General features: G+C 62.3%; 14 protein-coding genes. 3 read left to right on the forward strand and 11 right to left on the reverse strand.

All coding sequences use genetic code 11. The features are described 5' to 3' along the window. Window positions 1-57: 57 nt before the first annotated feature. The 4 genes from purM to FJE54_RS15810 form a co-directional block, all read right to left on the reverse strand. Complete coding sequence (purM, locus tag FJE54_RS15795) at window positions 58-1,236, reverse strand: phosphoribosylformylglycinamidine cyclo-ligase (protein ID WP_139653733.1); 1,179 nt, start codon at window positions 1,234-1,236, stop codon at window positions 58-60. A 100-nt stretch (window positions 1,237-1,336) separates the two neighbouring features. Beyond that, the gene (purF, locus tag FJE54_RS15800; RefSeq protein WP_139653734.1) at window positions 1,337-2,824 is read right to left on the reverse strand and encodes an amidophosphoribosyltransferase; all 1,488 of its coding nucleotides are present in this window, start codon (window positions 2,822-2,824) and stop codon (window positions 1,337-1,339) included. Further along, a complete protein-coding gene (srtB, locus tag FJE54_RS15805; protein WP_255467467.1) occupies window positions 2,821-3,951 on the reverse strand; it encodes a class B sortase in 1,131 nt (376 codons plus the stop codon). The genes purF and srtB overlap by 4 nt, the downstream gene beginning before the upstream one ends. 361 nt (window positions 3,952-4,312) lie before the next feature. Then, window positions 4,313-6,016: a polyphosphate--AMP phosphotransferase gene (locus FJE54_RS15810; protein WP_139653735.1), complete on the reverse strand. Its 1,704-nt coding sequence runs from the start codon at window positions 6,014-6,016 to the stop codon at window positions 4,313-4,315. Window positions 6,017-6,224: 208 nt separating this feature from the next. On the opposite strand from FJE54_RS15810, the gene FJE54_RS15815 reads away from it, so the two are divergent. After that, window positions 6,225-7,205: a Ppx/GppA phosphatase family protein gene (locus FJE54_RS15815; RefSeq protein ID WP_139653736.1), complete on the forward strand. Its 981-nt coding sequence runs from the start codon at window positions 6,225-6,227 to the stop codon at window positions 7,203-7,205. Beyond that, on the forward strand, window positions 7,198-9,873 hold the full coding sequence (gene ppk1, locus FJE54_RS15820; RefSeq protein ID WP_255467468.1) for a polyphosphate kinase 1: 2,676 nt from the start codon (window positions 7,198-7,200) through the stop codon (window positions 9,871-9,873). Before FJE54_RS15815 ends, ppk1 begins: the two co-directional genes overlap by 8 nt. Window positions 9,874-10,992: 1,119 nt before the next feature. Here ppk1 and FJE54_RS15825 read toward each other — a convergent pair. Further along, a complete protein-coding gene (locus tag FJE54_RS15825) occupies window positions 10,993-11,754 on the reverse strand; it encodes an IclR family transcriptional regulator (protein WP_180326788.1) in 762 nt (253 codons plus the stop codon). Window positions 11,755-12,013: 259 nt separating this feature from the next. On the opposite strand from FJE54_RS15825, the gene FJE54_RS15830 reads away from it, so the two are divergent. Next, window positions 12,014-13,630, forward strand: a complete 1,617-nt coding sequence (locus FJE54_RS15830; protein WP_180326789.1) for an FAD-dependent oxidoreductase — start codon at window positions 12,014-12,016, stop codon at window positions 13,628-13,630. 21 nt (window positions 13,631-13,651) lie between these two features. Here the strand turns inward: FJE54_RS15830 and FJE54_RS15835 are convergent, their stop codons facing one another. The 6 genes from FJE54_RS15835 to FJE54_RS15860 all read right to left on the reverse strand — a co-directional run bounded on the left by FJE54_RS15835 (window position 13,652) and on the right by FJE54_RS15860 (window position 19,389). Beyond that, the gene (locus FJE54_RS15835; RefSeq protein ID WP_139653740.1) at window positions 13,652-14,269 is read right to left on the reverse strand and encodes an ECF transporter S component; all 618 of its coding nucleotides are present in this window, start codon (window positions 14,267-14,269) and stop codon (window positions 13,652-13,654) included. Between the two features lie 85 nt (window positions 14,270-14,354). Then, complete coding sequence (locus tag FJE54_RS15840) at window positions 14,355-14,558, reverse strand: hypothetical protein (protein WP_139653741.1); 204 nt, start codon at window positions 14,556-14,558, stop codon at window positions 14,355-14,357. 114 nt (window positions 14,559-14,672) lie between these two features. Continuing rightward, a complete protein-coding gene (locus FJE54_RS15845; protein ID WP_139653742.1) occupies window positions 14,673-15,722 on the reverse strand; it encodes a TAT pathway signal sequence in 1,050 nt (349 codons plus the stop codon). Between the two features lie 137 nt (window positions 15,723-15,859). Then, the gene (locus tag FJE54_RS15850; RefSeq protein ID WP_139653743.1) at window positions 15,860-17,407 is read right to left on the reverse strand and encodes a helix-turn-helix transcriptional regulator; all 1,548 of its coding nucleotides are present in this window, start codon (window positions 17,405-17,407) and stop codon (window positions 15,860-15,862) included. 149 nt (window positions 17,408-17,556) lie between these two features. Next, window positions 17,557-18,891 carry a phosphoglucosamine mutase gene (gene glmM / locus FJE54_RS15855; RefSeq protein ID WP_139653744.1) on the reverse strand — a complete coding sequence of 445 codons (1,335 nt, stop codon included), beginning with the start codon at window positions 18,889-18,891 and terminating at the stop codon, window positions 17,557-17,559. A 3-nt stretch (window positions 18,892-18,894) separates the two neighbouring features. Next, window positions 18,895-19,389: a phosphoribosyl-ATP pyrophosphatase gene (locus FJE54_RS15860; RefSeq protein WP_139653745.1), complete on the reverse strand. Its 495-nt coding sequence runs from the start codon at window positions 19,387-19,389 to the stop codon at window positions 18,895-18,897. Window positions 19,390-19,437 lie beyond the last annotated feature (48 nt).

The raw sequence follows: 19,437 nt of genomic DNA on the forward strand, positions 1-19,437 counted from the left end.
ACCCGACGCATCGCACCGTCTGGACCACAAAGCAGTTACAGGATTGGCACTGCACCGTCATGCCTGCTCCTGCCCGGCTTCCACATTCTCGCCCTCATCGCCTCCGGCGAACAGCGCGCCTTCGTTCGCGTAGACGACCGTGCCGCTTCCTTCGACGATGCGACCGACGCGATAGGTTTTCTCGCCTGCGGCGGCAAGCGATGCCTCGACAGCCTCCACCCGAGCGGGATCGACGATGAGCACCATGCCAAGACCCATGTTGAAGGTTTTGAGCGCCTCGACCTCATCGAGCTTGGCCGCTTTGCACACGAACGTCGCGATGGGGGGAACATCCCAGGAACCCAGCTCCACTTCGGCATCCACGGTTTCCGGCAGCGCTCGATCGAGGTTCTCGGAAATGCCGCCACCTGTGATGTGGGCGAGCGCGCGGACGGCTTTGTGATTCTCTTTGAGCGCTTTGGACACCGGCTTCACATAGATCCGCGTAGGCGTTAAGAGCGCATCCTCGACACTCATGCCGTCGAGCTCGTCGCGCTCAAGGCGCAGCTCGTAATGGGTCTTGCCTTCGACGCACACCTTGCGGGCGAGCGAATAGCCGTTGGAATGCAGGCCACTTGATTTAAGACCGATAAGCACATCGCCCGGCTGCACGCGCGCAGGATCGAGCATCTCGGGACGGTCGACCACGCCCACGCAGAAACCCGACAGATCATAGTCGTCGGGATCCATAACGCCAGGATGCTCGGCCATCTCTCCGCCGATAAGGGCGCATCCCGCCTGCTTGCAACCTTCCGCAATGCCCGAAACGATTTCGGAAACCGCTTCGGCCCTGAGCTTGCCGATGGCGATGTAATCGAGGAAGAACAAGGGCTCGGCGCCGGTTGCGAGAATATCGTTTGCGCACATGGCCACCAGATCGATGCCCACCGTATCGTGCTTGCCCGCAAGCTGGGCGACCTTGAGCTTCGTACCCACGCCGTCGGTGCCCGACACGAGGATCGGATCGGCCATGTTCTTAGCCTTTGCGATGGAGAACAAACCCCCGACCCCGCCGATGTCGCCGATCACCTCGTCGCGGTACGTCGCATGCACCGCGTCTTTGATAGCATCGACGGCACGGGCTCCTTCGGCGGTGTCGACACCGGCCTGCGCGTAGGTCGTCGGATTCTGTGCCCAGCTCGGCATGGCAGGCGCATCGTCCCGCTCGACAGCGCTTACGGTGATTCTCTCAGTCATCTCTTCTCCTTGTTACCTATCCCTCGTACCGCACTCGGCTCACAAGCCGAGCGCCCGCCCATCCGCGACCGCAATCGCAACCACGGACAGGCTCCTATCCTCAATCCGAAACCTCGGCTCCATCGGCCCGAGTCAACTCGGACAGGTCGGCCTTGGTCAAAAAACTCTTCTTGCTCGTACACGATGGAATGGCTATCGGGTATTTGCCCGAGAAGCACGCTTCGCAGAACCCATTATGGTTCGGATGGATGCAGTCGCGCAAGCCCTGAAGCGAAATGAAGGCGAGCGAATCGGCGCCGATGAACGAGCGCATCTCCTCGTTGGTCATGTTGGCGGCTATGAGCTGGTCGCGCGTGTCGGTATCGATGCCGTAGAAGCACGGCCACAAAACCTCGGGGCTCACGATGCGCAGATGCACTTCGGCGGCGCCCGCTTCGCGCAGCATCTCGACGAGCTTTTTCGAGGTGTTGCCGCGCACGATGCTGTCGTCGATGACGACGAGGCGCTTGCCCGCGATGACCGACGGCAGCGGATTGAGTTTCAAGCGGATGCCGAGCTGGCGCATGGACTGCGTCGGTTCGATGAACGTGCGGCCCACGTAGCGGTTCTTCACGATGCCGTCGGCGTACGGAATGCCGCTCTCGAACGCGAACCCCATGGCCGAAGGCACCCCCGAGTCGGGTACGCCGAGCACGAGATCGGCATGGGCGGGCGCCTCCTTGGCGAGCACGCGTCCCATGTTTCGTCGCGCCTGGTAGACGCTCATGCCGTCGAGCACGGTATCGGGACGGGCGAAGTACACGTACTCGAAGATGCACGCCGCGTAATCCCTCGGGCAAACTGCCTGTTCTGCATGCATGCCCTCGCGGTTGAACCGGACGATTTCGCCCGGTTCCACATCGCGGACGTAGGTTGCACCCACAATGTCGAGTCCGCATGTTTCGCTCGAAACGACCCACCCGCGGCCATCGGGAAGCTCTCCGATGCACAGAGGCCGGATGCCGTGCGGATCGCGGAACGCATAGAGCGAATCGGGGCTCGCGAGCACCATGGCGAAGGCCCCTTCGAGCGATTCCATCGCCCATTGGATGCCGCTTCGCAGATGGTGCGTCTTACGCGTAACGAGACCGATGGCCTTAGCAGCCACCTCGCTGTCGGTTCCGGAGCGGAACTGCACGCCCTCGTCGATGAGACGTGCGCGGAATTCGTTCGTGTTGACGAGCGTGCCGTTGTGCGCAAGCGCGATGAGCACGTTGTCGATTGCCGATATGTGGGGCTGGGCAGCTTCCCACGAGGCAGCGCGCCCGCTCGTCGAGTAGCGCGCGTGGCCGACGGCGACGAAGCCCTCGAGTGCAGCTAACGTGGACTCGTCGAACACCTGGGTCACGAGGCCGAGGTCTTTCGCCACCATGACGGTTTCGCCGTCGCCTACCGCGATGCCCGCGCTTTCCTGCCCGCGATGCTGCAGCGCCTGCAGGCCGTAGCACGTCATGCGGGCAACGTCTTCACCCGGCGCGAACACGCCGAACACCGCGCATTCCTCTTCGAGTCTATCGGGGCGCTCCCCGGGCATCACCGCCGTGCTCACGCGACATCACCCGCAGCGCCTTCGGCGGCCGCTGCATCCTCGGGATCGATCGAGCCGCCCTCACCGCCCTCGGCAGCACCCGCGGCATTCGCAGGCACGGCGCTGTCGGCAACGCTCGCGAACAGCACGATTCGATCGTTCGTGGCCGAATAATCGGCGCAGGTGACAAACGCGAACATCTTCTCGACATCCTCGACCGCCACGGTTGCCGAATCGGGCGCTACGGTGCTGCGGTCGATCTTGTCCTGAATATAGGCCTGCATTTCCGCCTCGTCGGCGAAAGAGGGCTGGGCGAGCGGATCGTTTGCGTTCACCACCACGAGCGAGAACGTGGTGAGCTTGTAGTTCTGCTCGGGTGTGAAAATATACACCGTACGGTGCGCGTTGAACGTGCCTTCGTCGCGGAAATCTGCGAACTGCGCGAACATCGAGCCGTCGTTCATGTGGTGGCCGTACACGATGTTGTTGGCATCGGAAAAGTCGGCTGTGTTTTCCGCCGCCAAGAAGATGGCGCCGTACGAAGCGAGCCAGTTCGTCTCGCCGTAGAAATCGGTCTTCAGGTACGTGTCGTTGTTGTCGGTGTGGACGATCGGATAGTTCACCATGGTGCCCGGCACGTAGACCCACCCCACCGTATCGGGGTTGATGGCACGCAGGGCATCCCAATCGATCACCACGTCGGAAAGCGCCACGGCGTCGATGTCGGCGGGCTCCTCGAACGCAGCGGCTGCCACGGAATTGTACTTGTCCTGGCCCTGCCAATACGAAAACGCGATCACGCCGAGTGCGATGAGCGCGCCGATGAAGACGACGAGCGCGATCCAGAAGACCACGCGCCACGGGCCGCCCTTCTTCTGCTTGCCGCCCTTCTTACCCACGATGTCGCGCCCGTAGCGGGCGCCCGGCGTCTGGGCGGAGCCCTGGGGTGCACCGGCGGGTTGCGCAAAGCCTTGCTGGCTGCGCTGGTTCACGCTCGGACGGGGCTGTCCGCTCGGGCGGGGTCGGCCCCCATGGGGAACACCCGAGGACTGCTGCTGCGAACGAGCCTCGCGCGGCATCCCGGCGCCCGCGTCAGACCGGACATGGCGCGCCCGGGAAGCGTCTTGGTTGTGCCGGTTGTCAGTCATACAGACCTTTCAGTAGCATCTCGCGTAAAACAAGAAAGCGTCGTGCACCCATGCGCCAACGCTCCCCTTTGCAGTTCGATTCCATAATAAGCAAAACGCCCCCGAAACGAGGGCGCAACGCTCTTCTGTACGTAATATCCACGGCCGATGGCCGGAATCATTACTTCTTCATTTCGTCGAAGAAGCCCTTGGCGATGAAGATAACGATGATGAGGACGATGATGGCGACGATAACCCAGACTGCCTCGATCGGAATAGTCCCGAAGAATGTTTCCATTGCACTAAACCCCTTTTGTTCGAACACCGCGGCTCGCGGTGCCGAGCGCGTCTAAAATAATACAGCGACCATAGTAACGCGGTCTCACTTTTCGCGCAAGCGCTCTGTTAACGCTTCGTTGATCACCTGAAGCGATTTTACCCGCGCGAAGCGCTTATCGTCGCTCTCGAGAACGGTCCAGGGGGCGTCTCGTGTCGACGTCAGTCTGAACATATCTTCAACCGCAGCTCTGTACTGCGGATACTTTTCACGGTTGCGCCAGTCTTCCTCGGTGATCTTCCATCGCTTGGCGGGATCGGCCTCGCGCGCTTCGAAACGGGCGAGCTGCTCGTCCGGACAGACATCGACCCAGAATTTCACGAGGATCGCGCCCCATTTCGTCAACTCGCGTTCGAATTCGTTGATTTCGTCATAAGCGCGTGACCATTCCGTTGCCGAAGCGAAACCCTCTACGCGCTCGACGAGCACGCGCCCGTACCAGCTGCGGTCGTATATGCCCACATGGCCCGCTTTGGGAAGCCTCGTCCAGTACCGCCACAAGTGCGGATGGGCGAGCTCCGGCTTCGTGGGCGCGGGGCTCGTGAAAATCGTGTAGGCCCGCGCGTCGAGCGCCTGGGCGACGCGCTTGATGGCACCGCCCTTTCCCGCCGCGTCCCAGCCCTCGTACATGACCACGAGGGGAATGCGGGAAAGATACATCCTCTGCTCGAGCGCGGCAAGCCGCTTCTGCTCGTGTTTGAGCAGGCGGCGGTACTCATCCTCCTCGAGAACGAGCGTATGATCCACCTCGTCGAGGTGCGGGATATCGGATGCGATCTCGAAACGCGAAACGATCGGCGCGAGCTTCGATGCGGCCTCTGCCTCGCGCTCGGCCGCTGCGAAGACGGCCTGCGCCTCATCGGCGCTTCGGGCGCGCGGATCGCCTTGCTCAAACGCACCTCCCGAATTCGCCTGCGCCCTCTCGGCTGCCTTCTCAGCTGCCGGATCCTTCGTACGCCCGAGCGCCACTTCGAGTGCGCCGATGAGCGTCGCGGCAATGTCGAGGTTCGCCCGCCTCTTGTCCTCGCCGTTTACGAGCACCCAGGGCGAAAACGAGAAGTCGCTTCCCTCAAGCAGCCGATCGTAGAGTTTGTAGGATTGCTTGTAATTCTCGACGCTCTTGAGCTTTTTCTTGCTCACGCGCCACCGCGTTTCCGGATCGTCGTAGAGCCTCGTCAGCCGTTTGCACTGCGCATCCTTTGACACGTGAAGGAAAAACTTCACCACCACATAGCCGTCGTCGACGAGCTGACGCTCGAACGATTCGACCGACGAAAGGTAGTCGCCAACCGCCGCTGCGCCGCTTCCCTGCTTGAGCTTCGCGGACGTAAGGTCTTCGGCCGCTTCGCCGAATTCGACGTAGAGCATGTGCTGCAAGGCCTTCGAATACCAGCCTCTGTCGAAAAACGTGATGTCGCCGCGGGGCCCGAGCGCCTGCCAGAACTCCTGCATGAGCGGATAGTAGCCGCTCACGCCCTCGTAGTGCGTAGCGAACATGCGGGCTTCTTCGATGTCGAGATCGGGAGTCACGTGCACCGAGGTCGCCCGGGCATCGAGGTTGTACAGCAAGTCCGAGATGCGGCTTCCCTTGCCCGCACCGTTCCAGCCTTCGAACAGAACCACGAGGCCCACGCCTGAAGCGCGCGCCTCCTGCTGCAAGACTACGAGGCGTTCGACCAGCTCGTCGTGGATGGGCTTGTATTCGGCTTTCGAAAGCTTGTCCAATCCGAGTTCGACCGTTTCGAGCATGGTGTGCCTCCGCATCGTCTGCCGTACCTGCGCTTGCCTGTCCTGGGCAGCCCCATCATAGCACAGAGTAAAATCGCGGTAACGCCGCACGTCCGCCCTGCCGACTCCTCGTTTCGCGCGGTACAATGAACGTGCGGCGATCAGGCCGAGATGCTTACATGCTGTCCTCTCGCCTTCCGCACAACGACCGCGCGAAACGAGGAGCACCATGCCGAACTACGGAGTCATCGACTTGGGATCGAACACGATCCGCCTGTGCGTGTACGAGGTTAAGGACGACTCCAAGCGCTCGTATTCCCGCAAGGATTTCCGCACGCTTCTGAACAACAAGGTGATGGCCGGGCTTTCGGCCCATGTATCGAACGGCATGTTTACCGAAGGTGGCGTGGCACACGCGCTCGACGTGCTCGCAGGCCATGCGAAACGGCTCAAGTACTTCGACTGCAAACGCACCGACGTGTTCGCGACCGCCGTTTTGCGCAACAGCGCCAACTCCGCCGAAGCCGTGCGCGCGATCGAGAAGGGCAGCGGGTTTCGCATAACGCTGCTCTCGGCCGAGGACGAGGCCCATCTCGGTTTCGTGGGCGCTTCGTGCGACCGCCCTATCGAGAAGGGCGCGCTCATCGACATCGGCGGCGGTTCGACCGAGCTCACCCGCATCTCTCGCGGCACCGACCACGATAACGTGAGCTTGGGGCAAGGATCGCTTTCCTCGTTCGCCGCGCACGTGCAGAGCATCCTGCCCACGCAGGCGGAGGCCGAAGCCATCGAAGCGTCTCTCGAAGAGAAGCTCGGGGCGCTCGACACGACCCGTTACCGAAGCGAGGTGCTCTACGGCATCGGCGGCAGCGTGCGCGCCGCGGCCAAAATGCATGCCGAAGCCTACGGGCAGGGCGAGCGGCCCGAAGAACTCGCCCGCGAAGACATCGACGCGATCATCGGGGCGTGCCTCGCCGACCCCGACGCATTCGCGCACACCGCCCTTAAAGCCGTACCCGACCGCATCCATACGCTGGTACCCGGATGCCTGATCATCCGCCGCCTGATGCACGATTTCGGCGCGAATTCGCTGTGCATTCGCAAAAAGGGCGTGCGCGAAGGATACCTGATAGAGCGCATGCTGATCGGCAGCGCTAAAGCCGGCTGTACGCGCATGCAGCCGTCGAAAGAAGGCGATGACCATGACTGACAAACAGGAGCGCACCATCTCGAGCCTCGGCGACGACAACATCGTAGCCGAGATGCTTGCCGAAAGCGACGTCGTGGACGCATCGGCCGCGTCCGCGAGCGTCGCGCACACGGCAAGCCCCTTCATGCAGAACCGCGAGCTCTCGTGGCTCACGTTCAACCAGCGCGTGCTCGATCAGGGCGCTGACGAAACGGTACCCCTACTCGAACGCCTGAACTTCGTCTCCATCTTCTGGAGCAACCTTCAGGAGTTCTTCATGGTGCGCGTAGGAAGCCTAACCGACCTCGCGCTCGTGAAGAAGCGCATCATCGACACCAAATCGAAGATGACACCCGACGAGCAGCTCGACGCCATCTATGCGCGCTGCCACGAACTCTACCCTATTCAGGAAGCCATATACACCGACCTGCGCGCCAAGCTCGCCGACGAGGGCATCGAGCACCTCCATGCCGCCGATCTCGACGAGAAGCAGAGGATACACCTGCACGACCACATCGCGCAGAACGTCATGCCGTTTCTTTCGCCGCAGATCGTGAACTCGCGCCACCCCTTCCCTCATTTGGAGAACGGAGCTATCTACGTGGTCGTGCGTCTCGACGACGAGGCCGCAGATGCGCCCGCCGACGAAGAGAAGAGGGACAAGCCCGCAGCCGACGACAAAGCGTCGGATAAAGCAACCGCGAAGACCGTGGCGAAACCGTCTAAAAAAGGAAAGAGGAACCTCGCCGCCGAGGGCGTGACACTCGGCATCATCCCGATGCCGCGCCAATGCGAACGCGTGATCAAGCTCCCCGGCGAAGGTTTGCAGTACATTCTCATCGAAGAAGCGCTCGAGATGGTTGTACCCGATATCTTCTCGATGTACACGGTCAAGCACACCAACGTAATCTGCGTCACGCGAAACGCCGACCTTGACTCCACCGAAGGCACCGACGAGAACGATGAAGACTACCGCGAGCACATGAGGCGCATCCTCAAGAAGCGCTCGCGCCTTGCACCCGTCCGGCTTGAAAGCGTAAAGAAGCTTTCGAAAACCGTATCCGATTTTCTGCTGAAGCGCCTGAAACTCAAGCCCCACCAGGTGTTCGTGACAAGCGTGCCGCTCGATATGAGCTACACCTACAGCCTTGCGGGCAAGCTCGACCAGAAGCGCCGCGCAGCGCTCACCTTCCCCCCGTTCACGCCGCAGTGGCCCGCCGATTTGAGCCGCACAAGACCGATCATCGAACAGGTGAGCGAGGCCGAGACGCTGCTGACCTTCCCCTACGAGACGATGGACCCCTTCGTGCAACTCCTCAAGGAAGCCTCAGTCGATCCGAGCGTCATCTCGATCAAGATCACGCTCTACCGTCTGGCCAGCCAGTCGCATCTCGCCGAAGCGCTCATCGCCGCCGCCGAGATGGGCAAAGAGGTGACGGCGCTCTTCGAGTTGCGCGCCCGCTTCGACGAGAGCAACAATATCGAATGGTCCCAGCGTTTCGAGCAGGCGGGCGCGAAGGTGATCTACGGGTTTCGCGATTTCAAGGTGCATTCGAAGATCTGCTGCATCACCCGCCAAACCGACAGCGGCATCCAGCACATCACCCAACTCGGTACCGGCAACTACAACGAGAAAACGGCCAAGCTCTACACCGACCTCTCGTTCATCACGACCGACCCCGCCATCGGCCGCGATGCCACCGAGTTCTTCCGCAACATGGGACTCGAGAACGCCTCGAACAACTACGACGTGCTCTGGGTTGCGCCGCTTCAGATCAAGCCGATGATCCTTGCAGGCATCGACCGCCAGATCGAGCGGGCGCGGGCAGGCGAGCCGAGCGGCCTGTTCTTCAAAACGAACTCCGTGACCGACAAAGACATCATCGTGAAGCTCTCCGAGGCATCTGAAGCAGGCGTGCCCGTGCTCCTGTTCGTGCGCGGGATCAGCTGCATCGTGCCGGGCATCGAAGGCTTCACCGAGAACGTGCGCGTGGTTTCGATCGTGGGCCGCCTGCTCGAGCACAGCCGCATCTACGGGTTCGGGCCGCGCGATTCGATGGACATCTACCTATCGAGCGCCGATCTTATGACCCGCAACATGGAAAAGCGCGTTGAGATCGCCTGGCCGGTACTGAGCGGCGAGCTGCGCGACGAGATCGCAGGCTACATCGACGTCTCGATGCGCGACACCGCCAAACTACGCGAGCTTCTGCCCGACAAGAGCTACACGCCCCTCGGATACTTCGCCGAAACCGACGCCAACGGCGAGAAGGAGCTGTTCGACTCGCAGGAGTATTTCATCTGCGAAGCCGAAGAGCGCAGGCTCGCCGCAGCCATGGAGGCAGCCGAGCGCGATGCGAATCGGGGAAAGGACGAAGGCGGCGCGCCCATCGCGGAGAAAGCCAACTCGCATGTGGCGGATGCCAGCGAGGCTGCGGGCGGCGCGCCCGAGCGTGAGGCGGCGGGCGGTGCGGTAGACGCGGCCGCCACCCGCACGCGCGAACAAACCGCCGATCCCGCGATCCCGGTCATTGAGCCGGAGCGCGCAAGCGAGGCGGCCGCAGCTGGCGAGCCCGACAAGCCGGGCGAGCCGAGTGTCGTCGCGCCGACCGGCATCACGATCGTCGAGCCTCGTCATCGCAGACGCCGCGGGTTGCTTAGACTTTTGTTCGGAAAAAAGCAGCGCTAGGGCGCATTCCCAAAACGAACGCGCAAACCAGCCCGCATCGATATCCTGCTCACCTGCAACAAACGCCGCTTAGCGACAGCAGGTGCCAAGGCTTCGCGACCACCTGAAACAACAGGCGCTGGAAACCACAGGCGCCACGGCTTTACGCCCGGCAGTGGTGGACGCCGGCAACCGCCTTGCCCGCCGGGCACAGCCGTACGGAGCCGCGCCGGCATCGGCCCGGCCCGCTCTGCCGTCGAACTGGGATCGCCGTGCACCCGTCAGAGACGCCGCTGGGTGATCTGCGGGGCCATGTCAATATTGGCTTAATGCAGCGGTGCCCCTCAAAGCCCAATAATCGCCGCCGTGAAGGGCTTCGTAATGCAGTACCGATGCAAGCAGATTCCTTGATAACGATAACCCCTGTTCACCGGCTCGTCGGTTCCTCGGTACATGCGATGTCCTCTCGCTTGCGCATCCCGTTGGCGCTTTAAGGCCCGCCGAACGCTTCACGACGGCGATTTTTGGGCTTCGGGCGGTCTTCCACCGCTAGACCGCCGTAGGCGTACACCCGAACCCCTCGCCGACCGGCCGCCGATGCGATCTCCGAGCGCGCCGGGGGCCGCGCATCCCGGCGGGACGTCCTCTGTCCTGCCCGTGGTTCCCGCGGCAGGCCCTTTCCCCGACGCCCTTCTGACGACCACGCCGTAGGGCGGGGCCGCTTCCCGCATCCCGAACGGGCGCATGCTGCCAATCCCGGCTTGAAGGCGATTCGGGCCGTTTCTGGCCAATTGTCTCGGCTGTCCCACGTTCCCCCTGCCGCAACCGAAGCGCCCGGAATCGCTGCATCCTCCTGAACTGGCCATACGGATTTCAAGGCAGCGCCGTGGCAGCGAAATAAACCTCCTGCGACTTTTTTTGTGGGACGGCCGAGACAATTGGCCAGAACGTAGCCCTCCTGCGTGCAAAGCCGTTCGGCGTCAAGCCGATCCCCGTGCAGCGGCGAACCGGATAGCAAATCGGCCGATCGTCCCCAAGGTAGCGGATTGCCGACACCGATCAGTAGGCAACGGCGGCAGACTTCGAAACGCAGCGAATGTTTGCACAGGGGACAGCCAACGCCGTTTGGCTATCGGGCGCTCACTCAGCGTATCCCATGCAGCTCGATATGCGCTTGGCAGCGAGCACGACCTGCTGGGCGATGTGCTCGATGCGATCGTCGGCGATCGTCTCGTTCGTGCCGCTCACGCCGACCGCAGCAATGGCGTCGCCGCGGTAGTTGAACACGGGAGCCGCGATGCAGCGATGGTCGAGCTCGTATTCCTCGTTGTCCATCGCCCACCCCTGCTTGCGCACCGTGTGCAGGTATTTCACGAACTCGTCTTTACGGGTGAACGTGTTGGGGGTGTAGGGCTTGAACTCGTAGTCGTAGAGCACTTCTTCGAGCTCGCCGCGCGAAAGGCACGCGAGCAGGCACTTGCCCATCGACGAGCAGTACGCTGGCGAACGGTACCCCACCTGCGTGTACGCTTCCTCGCTCCAGTCGGGCGATTCCTTCTCGATGTAGGAGACGAAGCCGCCGTCGAGGATGCCCAAATGGGCAGTCAAGCCGAGCGACCGCTTCAAAAGGGCGAGGTACGGCTTGGCCTCGGTTTGCAATTCGAGCGAGTTGATGTGGTAAGACAGCGTGTCGAACATCTTCGGTCCGATGGCGTAGAGGCCCTCGAGCGTCTTTTCAACGTAGCCGCGCTCGGCCATCGTGGAAAGGATGCGATGAACGGTCGATTTGCTCATGGCCGTGGCCTGCGCAAGCTCGCTCAGGCCGATCGGCCCCTGCGCATGCGCGATCGCTTCTATGAGGTCGAAGGCCCGCTCGAGTACCTGGATGCTCTTTTCTGCCACAGCTGCTCCCTGCCCGCTTTGTCGCGGCGATTGTCCGGGTCGAACCCGGCGCTTGCGCCGCAACCCCGTACTGCATTCAGTATACGGGAAACCCCATCGCCGCAAAACCCCTTGTGGCGACAAGGCCCGTTCCGCATCGTGGAACAGTGGTTCCGCATCGTGGATTTCAGGCGTTGTTACCCGATGGGCCGGTTCCTATACTGCGGGGCATGAAGCATGTACACGAGAATGCATGCGCCTTCGAGGAAGGGATACGATCATGGGAGAAACGTTCAATACGAACAGCACTGCAACCAACACGCACACGATCTCGCGCAGGAACTTCATCGGCGCGGCAGCGGTCGGTCTGGGCGGCATGGCGCTCGCGGGGCTCGCAGGATGCGCGCCCAAAGCTGCGAACGGCGAAGGCGCAGCACAAGGCGAAGGCGCCTCGACAAGCGTCTCCTGGGACGGCGAGTACGATGTCATCGTATGCGGCGGCGGCGGTGCCGGACTCACGGCCGCCTACTCCGCGCTCGAAAACGGCGCGGAAAGCGTCGTCGTATTCGAAAAGGGTTCGCAATGCGGCGGCACGACGGCGCTCGCAGAGGGGGCGATCCAAGCTGCAGGCACGAGCTGGCAGAAGGAGAAGGGCATCGCCGACGACACGCCCGACGTGCTGTTCAATTTCTGGATGTGCGACGGCGAAGGGCTCATCGACGAGGACCTCGTGCGTACCATGGCGGACAGCGCCGCCGACAACGTGCAGTGGATGGCCGACAACTTCAACATCACGTACGCGAACGTGTTCGGCGCATATCCGACCCCCTACCTTCCCGCCGAGTACCTCAAAGACCGCATCCACCTCATCGCCGACGCATCCGATCCGACGAAGACCGGCGGTGCCGTCTGGATCACGAACGCGCTCAAAGCGGTGAAGGACAAAGGCGGCGACGTGGAAACGGGCGTCGAGGTCGCCTCGATCGTCATGGACGGCAGCACAGCGGCGGGCATCGCCACGAAAGACGGCAAGAACTACAAGGCGAACAAGGGCGTCATCCTCGCCATGGCCGGCATCGAGCACAATGAAGAGCTTGCGCTGCAGTACAATCCCCAGCACTACTGGGATCTCAAAACCCAAAGCGTCATCACCGCACCCACCGACACCGGCGACGGCATCGTCATGGGCATCGAGGCAGGTGCGAAGACCGTTTTCCATGGCTGCGTCGATCTGCTGCTTCCCACCTGGTCCTACACCAACAACCAAAATCCCGAGATACCTTACATCCTCGTGAACATGCGCGGAACCCGATTCGTGCGCGAGGACACCACCTACGCGTTTCACTGCCGTGCCCTGTTCAATGCCGCTATGCAGGAGGGCGGGGCCGACGGGGCCACCTACATGATCATGGATAAGAAGATGGAGACTTCGGACAAGATGTGCGCCTGGTCGGACAATGCCGAAGGCGGTGCCGATGCCCGCAAAGCCGCGCTCGCCGACGGAACGCTTACGCAGGCCGACACCCTCGAAGCGCTTGCCGAGGCCATCGGCGTACCCGCGGCAACGCTTTCGTATTCGGTGGGTAAATGGAACGAGGACTGCGCCGCCGGCGACGACACCCTGTACGGACGCGTCAAGCAGCTTACCGCCCTCGATGAAGCGCCGTTCTACGCATGGAAAACCGTGAACTCCAACATTGGCGCCATCGGCGGCCTCAAGATCAACACCGACGCAGCCGTGCTGAGCACCACAGGCGAGCCGATCGGCCACCTGTTCGCCGCAGGTGCGAACAGCGCCGGATGGCTCGGCCCCTATTACCCCGGCTCCGGCACCTGCCTACAGGGTGCGCTCACCTGGGGGCGCGTTGCCGGAAAGTCTGCCGCAACGGTGGCGTAGCTCGTTGCTACGCATCGCGCTCTACCCCGCAGGGTCGTCGACGGACGCCCGTTCGGTACCGTCCGTTTTCTCCCCCGTCGCATCGGCCGGCGTCGAGTCGCCTTCCGCGAGCAGCGTTTCGAGCTTTCGGAAGGCGACGAGCGCGATGCCGCCGTTCACAAACGCCTTCGCCACGTTGAAAGGCAGTAGAGCGGGCGCGATGAGGGCGACGATCTCCGCGAACGTCGCTTCCGTGTATACGGGCATGACGACGAAGTTCAACACGATGGACACGACCGTTGTGCAAACAATGCCAACCGCCGTGGCAAAAACGGCTCCGAAGAGCGTTGGGATGCGCCGGTAAATCGAGCCCATCGCAATGACAAGCGTTACCGACGCAAGGATGTTCATGAATGCTCCGAGCGGATCGGTTACGAGCCGGGGGATCCACGCGAGCACCGCTACGGCCGATCCGACCCAGGGACCGTACAGAAGCGCCGCCAGCGCCGCGATCACGCCTGACGGATCGTACTTGAGCCAAGGGGCTTGAGGTATGAGCGGCATCTCGACAAAGCTCAGCACCATGGCCATCATAACGAGAATGACAAGCGCCGCGATCTGCTTCGGTGAGCGTATGGTGAGCTTTCCTAGATGCGACATACCCGCCTCCGTTCAAAACCTTCGTTCGCCACCGACAAGAACCTCCGCTCGATGCATGCCCGTTTCAGTATACCGCCATCGGCGATCAACTGCGCGGTGCGCTGCAAACAGCCGTCGGCACAGCAGGCTCCGTCGTAAGCTCAGGCGCAAAAGCCTTCGGTACGAAGAGAAACGTCGAGGCGCCGAGCGCGATGACAACAAGCAGCGCCGCCGCAATTCGCGCGCGCACGGCATGCCGTGTGAAACCGCTGCCGAACAATCCCGATCCCGTCGTTGCTCTTCCTATCATGCGAGCCTCCATCCTCATCGGCCGGCCTCGCCGCCAACCGGATCGAACCGGAAGGCAGCGGGCCGGTTGCTCAAGGTACACGGCCGATTCGCTCACCTGCAGTCGCTCGGTTTTCTACACCGTTTTAGCTGCGTCGATCGCCGCCCGCGCGTAGTTTGTCGTATCGGCAAGCGTAGCACCCGAAACCGCATCGATGCCCGGTGCCTTGTCGCTTGTCGATGTACCGGCGAGATACGCTTCGATGGCTTCCATCGAGGTGATCCAGTCCTGGGTTGCGCCGCCTTTTTCCTTGAGCGATTTGCTGTACACCGGCGAGTTTACCGATTTCGACATGAGCACCTTGCCTTCTGCCGCGCCTTCGCCGAATCCCGCATCGGAATTGGGGACGGCTTCGATGCCTTCGGTGTCAGCAGCCGTGTACTGGAAGTCGTCGATGCTCGCCGCGACGATGGTATCGCCCTGCACAAGAGCAATAGCGCTCGTGAAGCACTTGTCGCCGTGGGCAACCGCGAGGATCATTCCAAGCTCGAGATCGCTGCCGTCACCCGAATACGCGCCTTCGGCGATGATGTCGTTGTTTTTTGCAATCTCGGCTACGGCTGCAAGATAGTTCGGCGTATCGACGAGCGTTGCGCCCGAAACCGCATCGATGCCCATATGCTCGAGCTCGCTTGGCTGCTTGCCGGCGGCCGCCGCCTCGATGGCGTCCATGGAGGTGCGCCACGGTTGGGTCGATCCCGCAGCTTCCTTCATGTGGGCCGAATACGAATCGCTGCTGAATGACTTCGAGGCGAGCACCACGCCCTGTGCGTAGCCCTCGGCAAATCCTCCGTCGGAGTTCGGCACCGGCACAAGTCCTGCGGTATCGGCAGCCATGTACTGATAATCGTCGACGCTCGCCGCAAGGATCGTACCGTCCGCGGCAGTTGCAACGACAACCTGGGTGAAGCACTTGTCGCCATGGGCGGAGGCGTATCCTCGGTGGAGCACCACGGGGTTCGATTCGCCGGAAGGCGCTGCATCCGCCGCCGCATCGGAGGCATCTTCGCTGCCGACCGCCTGCTTCGGGGCGCATCCGGGCAACGCTGCTGCTCCTAGAAACAATGCGCTGAACGAAACTCCTGCAACGATGAAAGTACGCCTGCTCATGATGCGATCATTCATATGACCCTCCTCATTCGATGAAGCCTATCTGCCGAGATCCAGCGTATGCACGTCTCGGTGTTTTGTGAATCATCGGATTGAGGGAAGTTAAAACATGCTTTCTGAGCAGGTGGTTTACAGGTTCTCTACAACGGCTTTCAACGCGGTGCCGCATCGGTTTCGGGCGTCTCCCCAATTTCGTCTATACGGCTTATCAGCTCTTCGCGCGACGAGACGTCGACTTTGCGGTAGATGCTCTTGACATGGCTGCGCACCGTGCTCTCGGCGATGACGAGCGCTTCGGCTATGTAGACCGAACCGTAGCCGCGTCCGAGAAAGCGCAGGATCTCGCTTTCGCGCGGGGTGAGTCCGCATGCGCGCGCAACATAATCGCACCGCTCTTCGAGCGTAGCCGACCTGCCCGCCTGTTCGCCGGGTTTTTCGAGAGCGTCGGACAGGTCAATCCCCTCGATCACAAGACGCCACACACGCGACGACGGCGTGACGATCAGCAGGATGACGGCTACGAGCAGAAGTACAAGCAGCACGTTGAGACGGTACGCCCCGAGCACGCCCGCGTCGAGGTTCGCATAGGAAGGCATGGCTATGAGGCAGGCGGCGATGACGAGCATGCAAGCGGCAGGCAGTGCAAGCGACCTCATCCTACTCATCATCATGATAACCATCGCACACATGACGAGCCCGTATACGAAGCAGAACACGTAGACGCCCACGTTGAGAAACAACCCGCGCACATCAAGCGGTGCGAAATCGCCCACCACGAACACCACCGCAGCAATAAGCGGAAGGTAGATGCGGTACGCGACGTTGATCGTAGCGCGCTCGGTTTTCATGAACAGCAGCACGATTGCGCACAGCACCGCGATCGAACCGCCGAGCACCTCAACCAGAACGTCGCCGTAGAACGTATGGTGCATGTTCATGCCGGCTATGAAGAGAAGGAACACCACCGCAGGCGTAACGATGAAGAACAACGTACGGGACAGCGGCGTTGCGAAGTCGCTTCCGCTTTCGATGAGCGACATGTCGAGCCTGCCGAACACATCCCACCAGTTCGCACCCGACGTCGTGGCATCGAGCCCCGCACCTGCGGAGCCCCAAGCACTCCTCACGCACCCGAGCATACCCGCGACGGCAAGAAGCGCAAGCGCCATCGCCCGAAAGGGCACCGTCATGAACAGCACGAGCGTATCGAGGGCGAACACGGCTGCACCGAGCGCCACGAGCGATCCTAGCGCTATCCGTAGATCCGGAAGGGAAACCTGCCGCGCCCACGCCATGCAGAGGACGGCTCCGCCCGCCCCGACGAGTGCTCCGGCCGAAACGGCGACGAGCTGCGGTACCGGAGCGGCGAAATGCGCTGCGCACACGATAAGCATACCAAGGGCGTACGACGTCCCGGCACCGACGAGCAACGTGCGTCCGAGGCGCGCATAGGCGGTTTTCAAGAGGCACACGAACAGCATGGCGAGCGATGCGAACATGGCGGCGAGCGCCACCGCCGTCAAAAACGGAGCCGACGTCAGCGGCTCGAGCAGCGGCCCGTCCGACGAAGAGGCGAGCACGGGTCGCATGAGGTCGAGCGGTGCAAGCAAAAGCGGCGTGCTCGCGAAGAACGCCGCCAATGACAGCAGTGAAACCGCATCGAATCCAGCCCATCGATAGCCCGCTCGGAGGTTGCCCATAGCCCCGCTTTCCGTCCGCCTGCATGTGCTATCACCATGGTACCACTGACGCTTCGCCTCCGAGGTAACAACGAGCGAATCGGTAGGGTATCGCGTGGTGTTCGCCGTCCGACGGATGCCCTTGCGCGCTTTTCGCCGTCGGCGCGAGCCTATAGCTCGGCTTCGACCACCTGCGCGATGGCCTCGGCGTATTCTTTCGCGGTCGCATCGTCGGCGGCTTCCACCATCACGCGCACCACCGGCTCGGTGCCACTTGGGCGCACGAGGATGCGGCCTTCTTCGCCGAGCTCGGCTTCGGCCTCGGCCACAGCACGCGCGATTGCCGCGTTGCCGTCGAGCGCGTGCTTATCGCCCACCTTCACGTTAATGAGCTCTTGGGGAAACCGCTGCATGACGCGCGCAGCTTCGGCGACCGATCCGCCTGCGCGCTGACAGGCGGCCAAGAACTGCAGCGCGGTCACGAGGCCGTCGCCCGTGGAGTTGTGCTCAAGGAAGATCATGTGACCGCTCTGCTCCCCGCCGATCGCAAGGCCGCGCTCGCGCATGGCTTCGAGAACGAAGCGATCCCCCACCTGCGTCTGAATGACCTCGATGCCTGCATCCCGCATGGCATGGGTGAACCCGAGGTTGCACATGACGGTCGATACAACGGCGTTCTCAGGTAGAAGACCGCGCCTCGAAAGGTCGATGGCGCACACGGCCTCCACCACGTCACCGTCGATTTCGCCGCCTTCTGCATCCACGAACATGACGCGGTCGGCGTCACCGTCATGCGCGACGCCCACATCGGCACCTGTTTCGGCTACGAGGTCGCGCAACGGCCCTAGATGGGTCGATCCGCAGGCAACGTTGATATCGGTGCCGTCGAACTCGTCGTTGATGACGTGCACGGTCGCCCCGAGACGCTCGAGTGCATCGGCGCTCGAAACCGCCGACGCACCATGTCCTACGTCGAGCGCGACAGTAAGGCCATCGAAGCGCACGCCCTGCTCGGCAACGCTTGCAACGGCATGTTCGATGTAGAGTTCGGCTGCGCTCTCAACGGGAATCGTCACGCCGACGCCGCTGCCCGTGGGAAGCTCGGCTTCGGCGGCCTTGCCCGAAACCACGTATGCCTCGATTTCGTCTTCGAGCGCGCACGGCAGCTTGAAGCCCTGGGCGTCGAAGAACTTGATGCCGTTGTACTCGGGGGGATTGTGCGAAGCCGAGATAACGATGCCGCCGTCGCAGTACAGCTCGCGCACCAAAAGCGCAACGCCCGGCGTCGGAATGATGCCCGCCGCAAACGCCGTGCCTCCCATGCTCATGATGCCCGCGACGACCGCCGCTTCGAGCATGTCGCCCGAAAGGCGCGTATCCTTGCCGATCACGATGTTGCCGCCGAGAAACGCCACGGCCGCCTGCCCGAGCGCAAACGCCTTCTCGCAGGTCAATTCTTTATTCGCAATACCCCGAACCCCATCGGTCCCAAACAGTCTCGCCATCGGTTATTTCCCCCTCTGAATGTATTCGTCGCGCAGAAGCACGCCGCCTGCGGGCCGCTCCCCCTCGGTCATGCGGCTGTTGAGCTCAGCTGCGAACTCCTCGAGCGAGATGCCGTAGCGCTCGAACACGACGAGCAGGTGGTACACCACGTCTGCCGCCTCGTAGCGCAAGTGGTCGACGCCCTCGTAGTACTCGGGCGGCAGCTCGGCGCACACCGCATCCTCGTCTTCGCCGATGCCGACGGCGAACGCCTCGGCCGACTCCTGCGAAACGAGCATGCGGGCCTCGATGTCCTTCGCCGCAAGCGCCACTTCGCACGCCTCCTCGACGATCTTCTTGACAAGCTCGTCCTCGCTGCCGTGAAGCAAGCGGCACGTGTAACTCTGCTCGCCCGCATCGCGCCTTTCGGCGACGGTCCCGGCAAGCGCTTCGAGCGTCGCGCCTATCTGCGAAGGCACGGCGGGAGCGCCCTTGATGGTATAGGTCTTCTGGGCCATTGCACTGTCCTTATGCGAAAGGGGGCGCCGTGAGCGCCCCCTGACCGA

It is taken from the genome of Raoultibacter phocaeensis (assembly GCF_901411515.1).
In the GTDB taxonomy this organism is placed as follows: Bacteria; Actinomycetota; Coriobacteriia; order Coriobacteriales; family Eggerthellaceae; genus Raoultibacter; species Raoultibacter phocaeensis.

Coding starts and splice junctions, on each gene's coding strand:
- purM (WP_139653733.1), bottom strand. CDS start 1,236: ATGACTGAGAGAATCACCGTAAGCGCTGTCGAGCGGGACGATGCGCCT.
- srtB (WP_255467467.1), bottom strand. CDS start 3,951: ATGACTGACAACCGGCACAACCAAGACGCTTCCCGGGCGCGCCATGTC.
- FJE54_RS15810 (WP_139653735.1), bottom strand. CDS start 6,016: ATGCTCGAAACGGTCGAACTCGGATTGGACAAGCTTTCGAAAGCCGAA.
- FJE54_RS15815 (WP_139653736.1), top strand. CDS start 6,225: ATGCCGAACTACGGAGTCATCGACTTGGGATCGAACACGATCCGCCTG.
- ppk1 (WP_255467468.1), top strand. CDS start 7,198: ATGACTGACAAACAGGAGCGCACCATCTCGAGCCTCGGCGACGACAAC.
- FJE54_RS15830 (WP_180326789.1), top strand. CDS start 12,014: ATGGGAGAAACGTTCAATACGAACAGCACTGCAACCAACACGCACACG.
- FJE54_RS15835 (WP_139653740.1), bottom strand. CDS start 14,269: ATGTCGCATCTAGGAAAGCTCACCATACGCTCACCGAAGCAGATCGCG.
- FJE54_RS15840 (WP_139653741.1), bottom strand. CDS start 14,558: ATGATAGGAAGAGCAACGACGGGATCGGGATTGTTCGGCAGCGGTTTC.
- FJE54_RS15845 (WP_139653742.1), bottom strand. CDS start 15,722: ATGAATGATCGCATCATGAGCAGGCGTACTTTCATCGTTGCAGGAGTT.
- FJE54_RS15850 (WP_139653743.1), bottom strand. CDS start 17,407: ATGGGCAACCTCCGAGCGGGCTATCGATGGGCTGGATTCGATGCGGTT.
- glmM (WP_139653744.1), bottom strand. CDS start 18,891: ATGGCGAGACTGTTTGGGACCGATGGGGTTCGGGGTATTGCGAATAAA.
- FJE54_RS15860 (WP_139653745.1), bottom strand. CDS start 19,389: ATGGCCCAGAAGACCTATACCATCAAGGGCGCTCCCGCCGTGCCTTCG.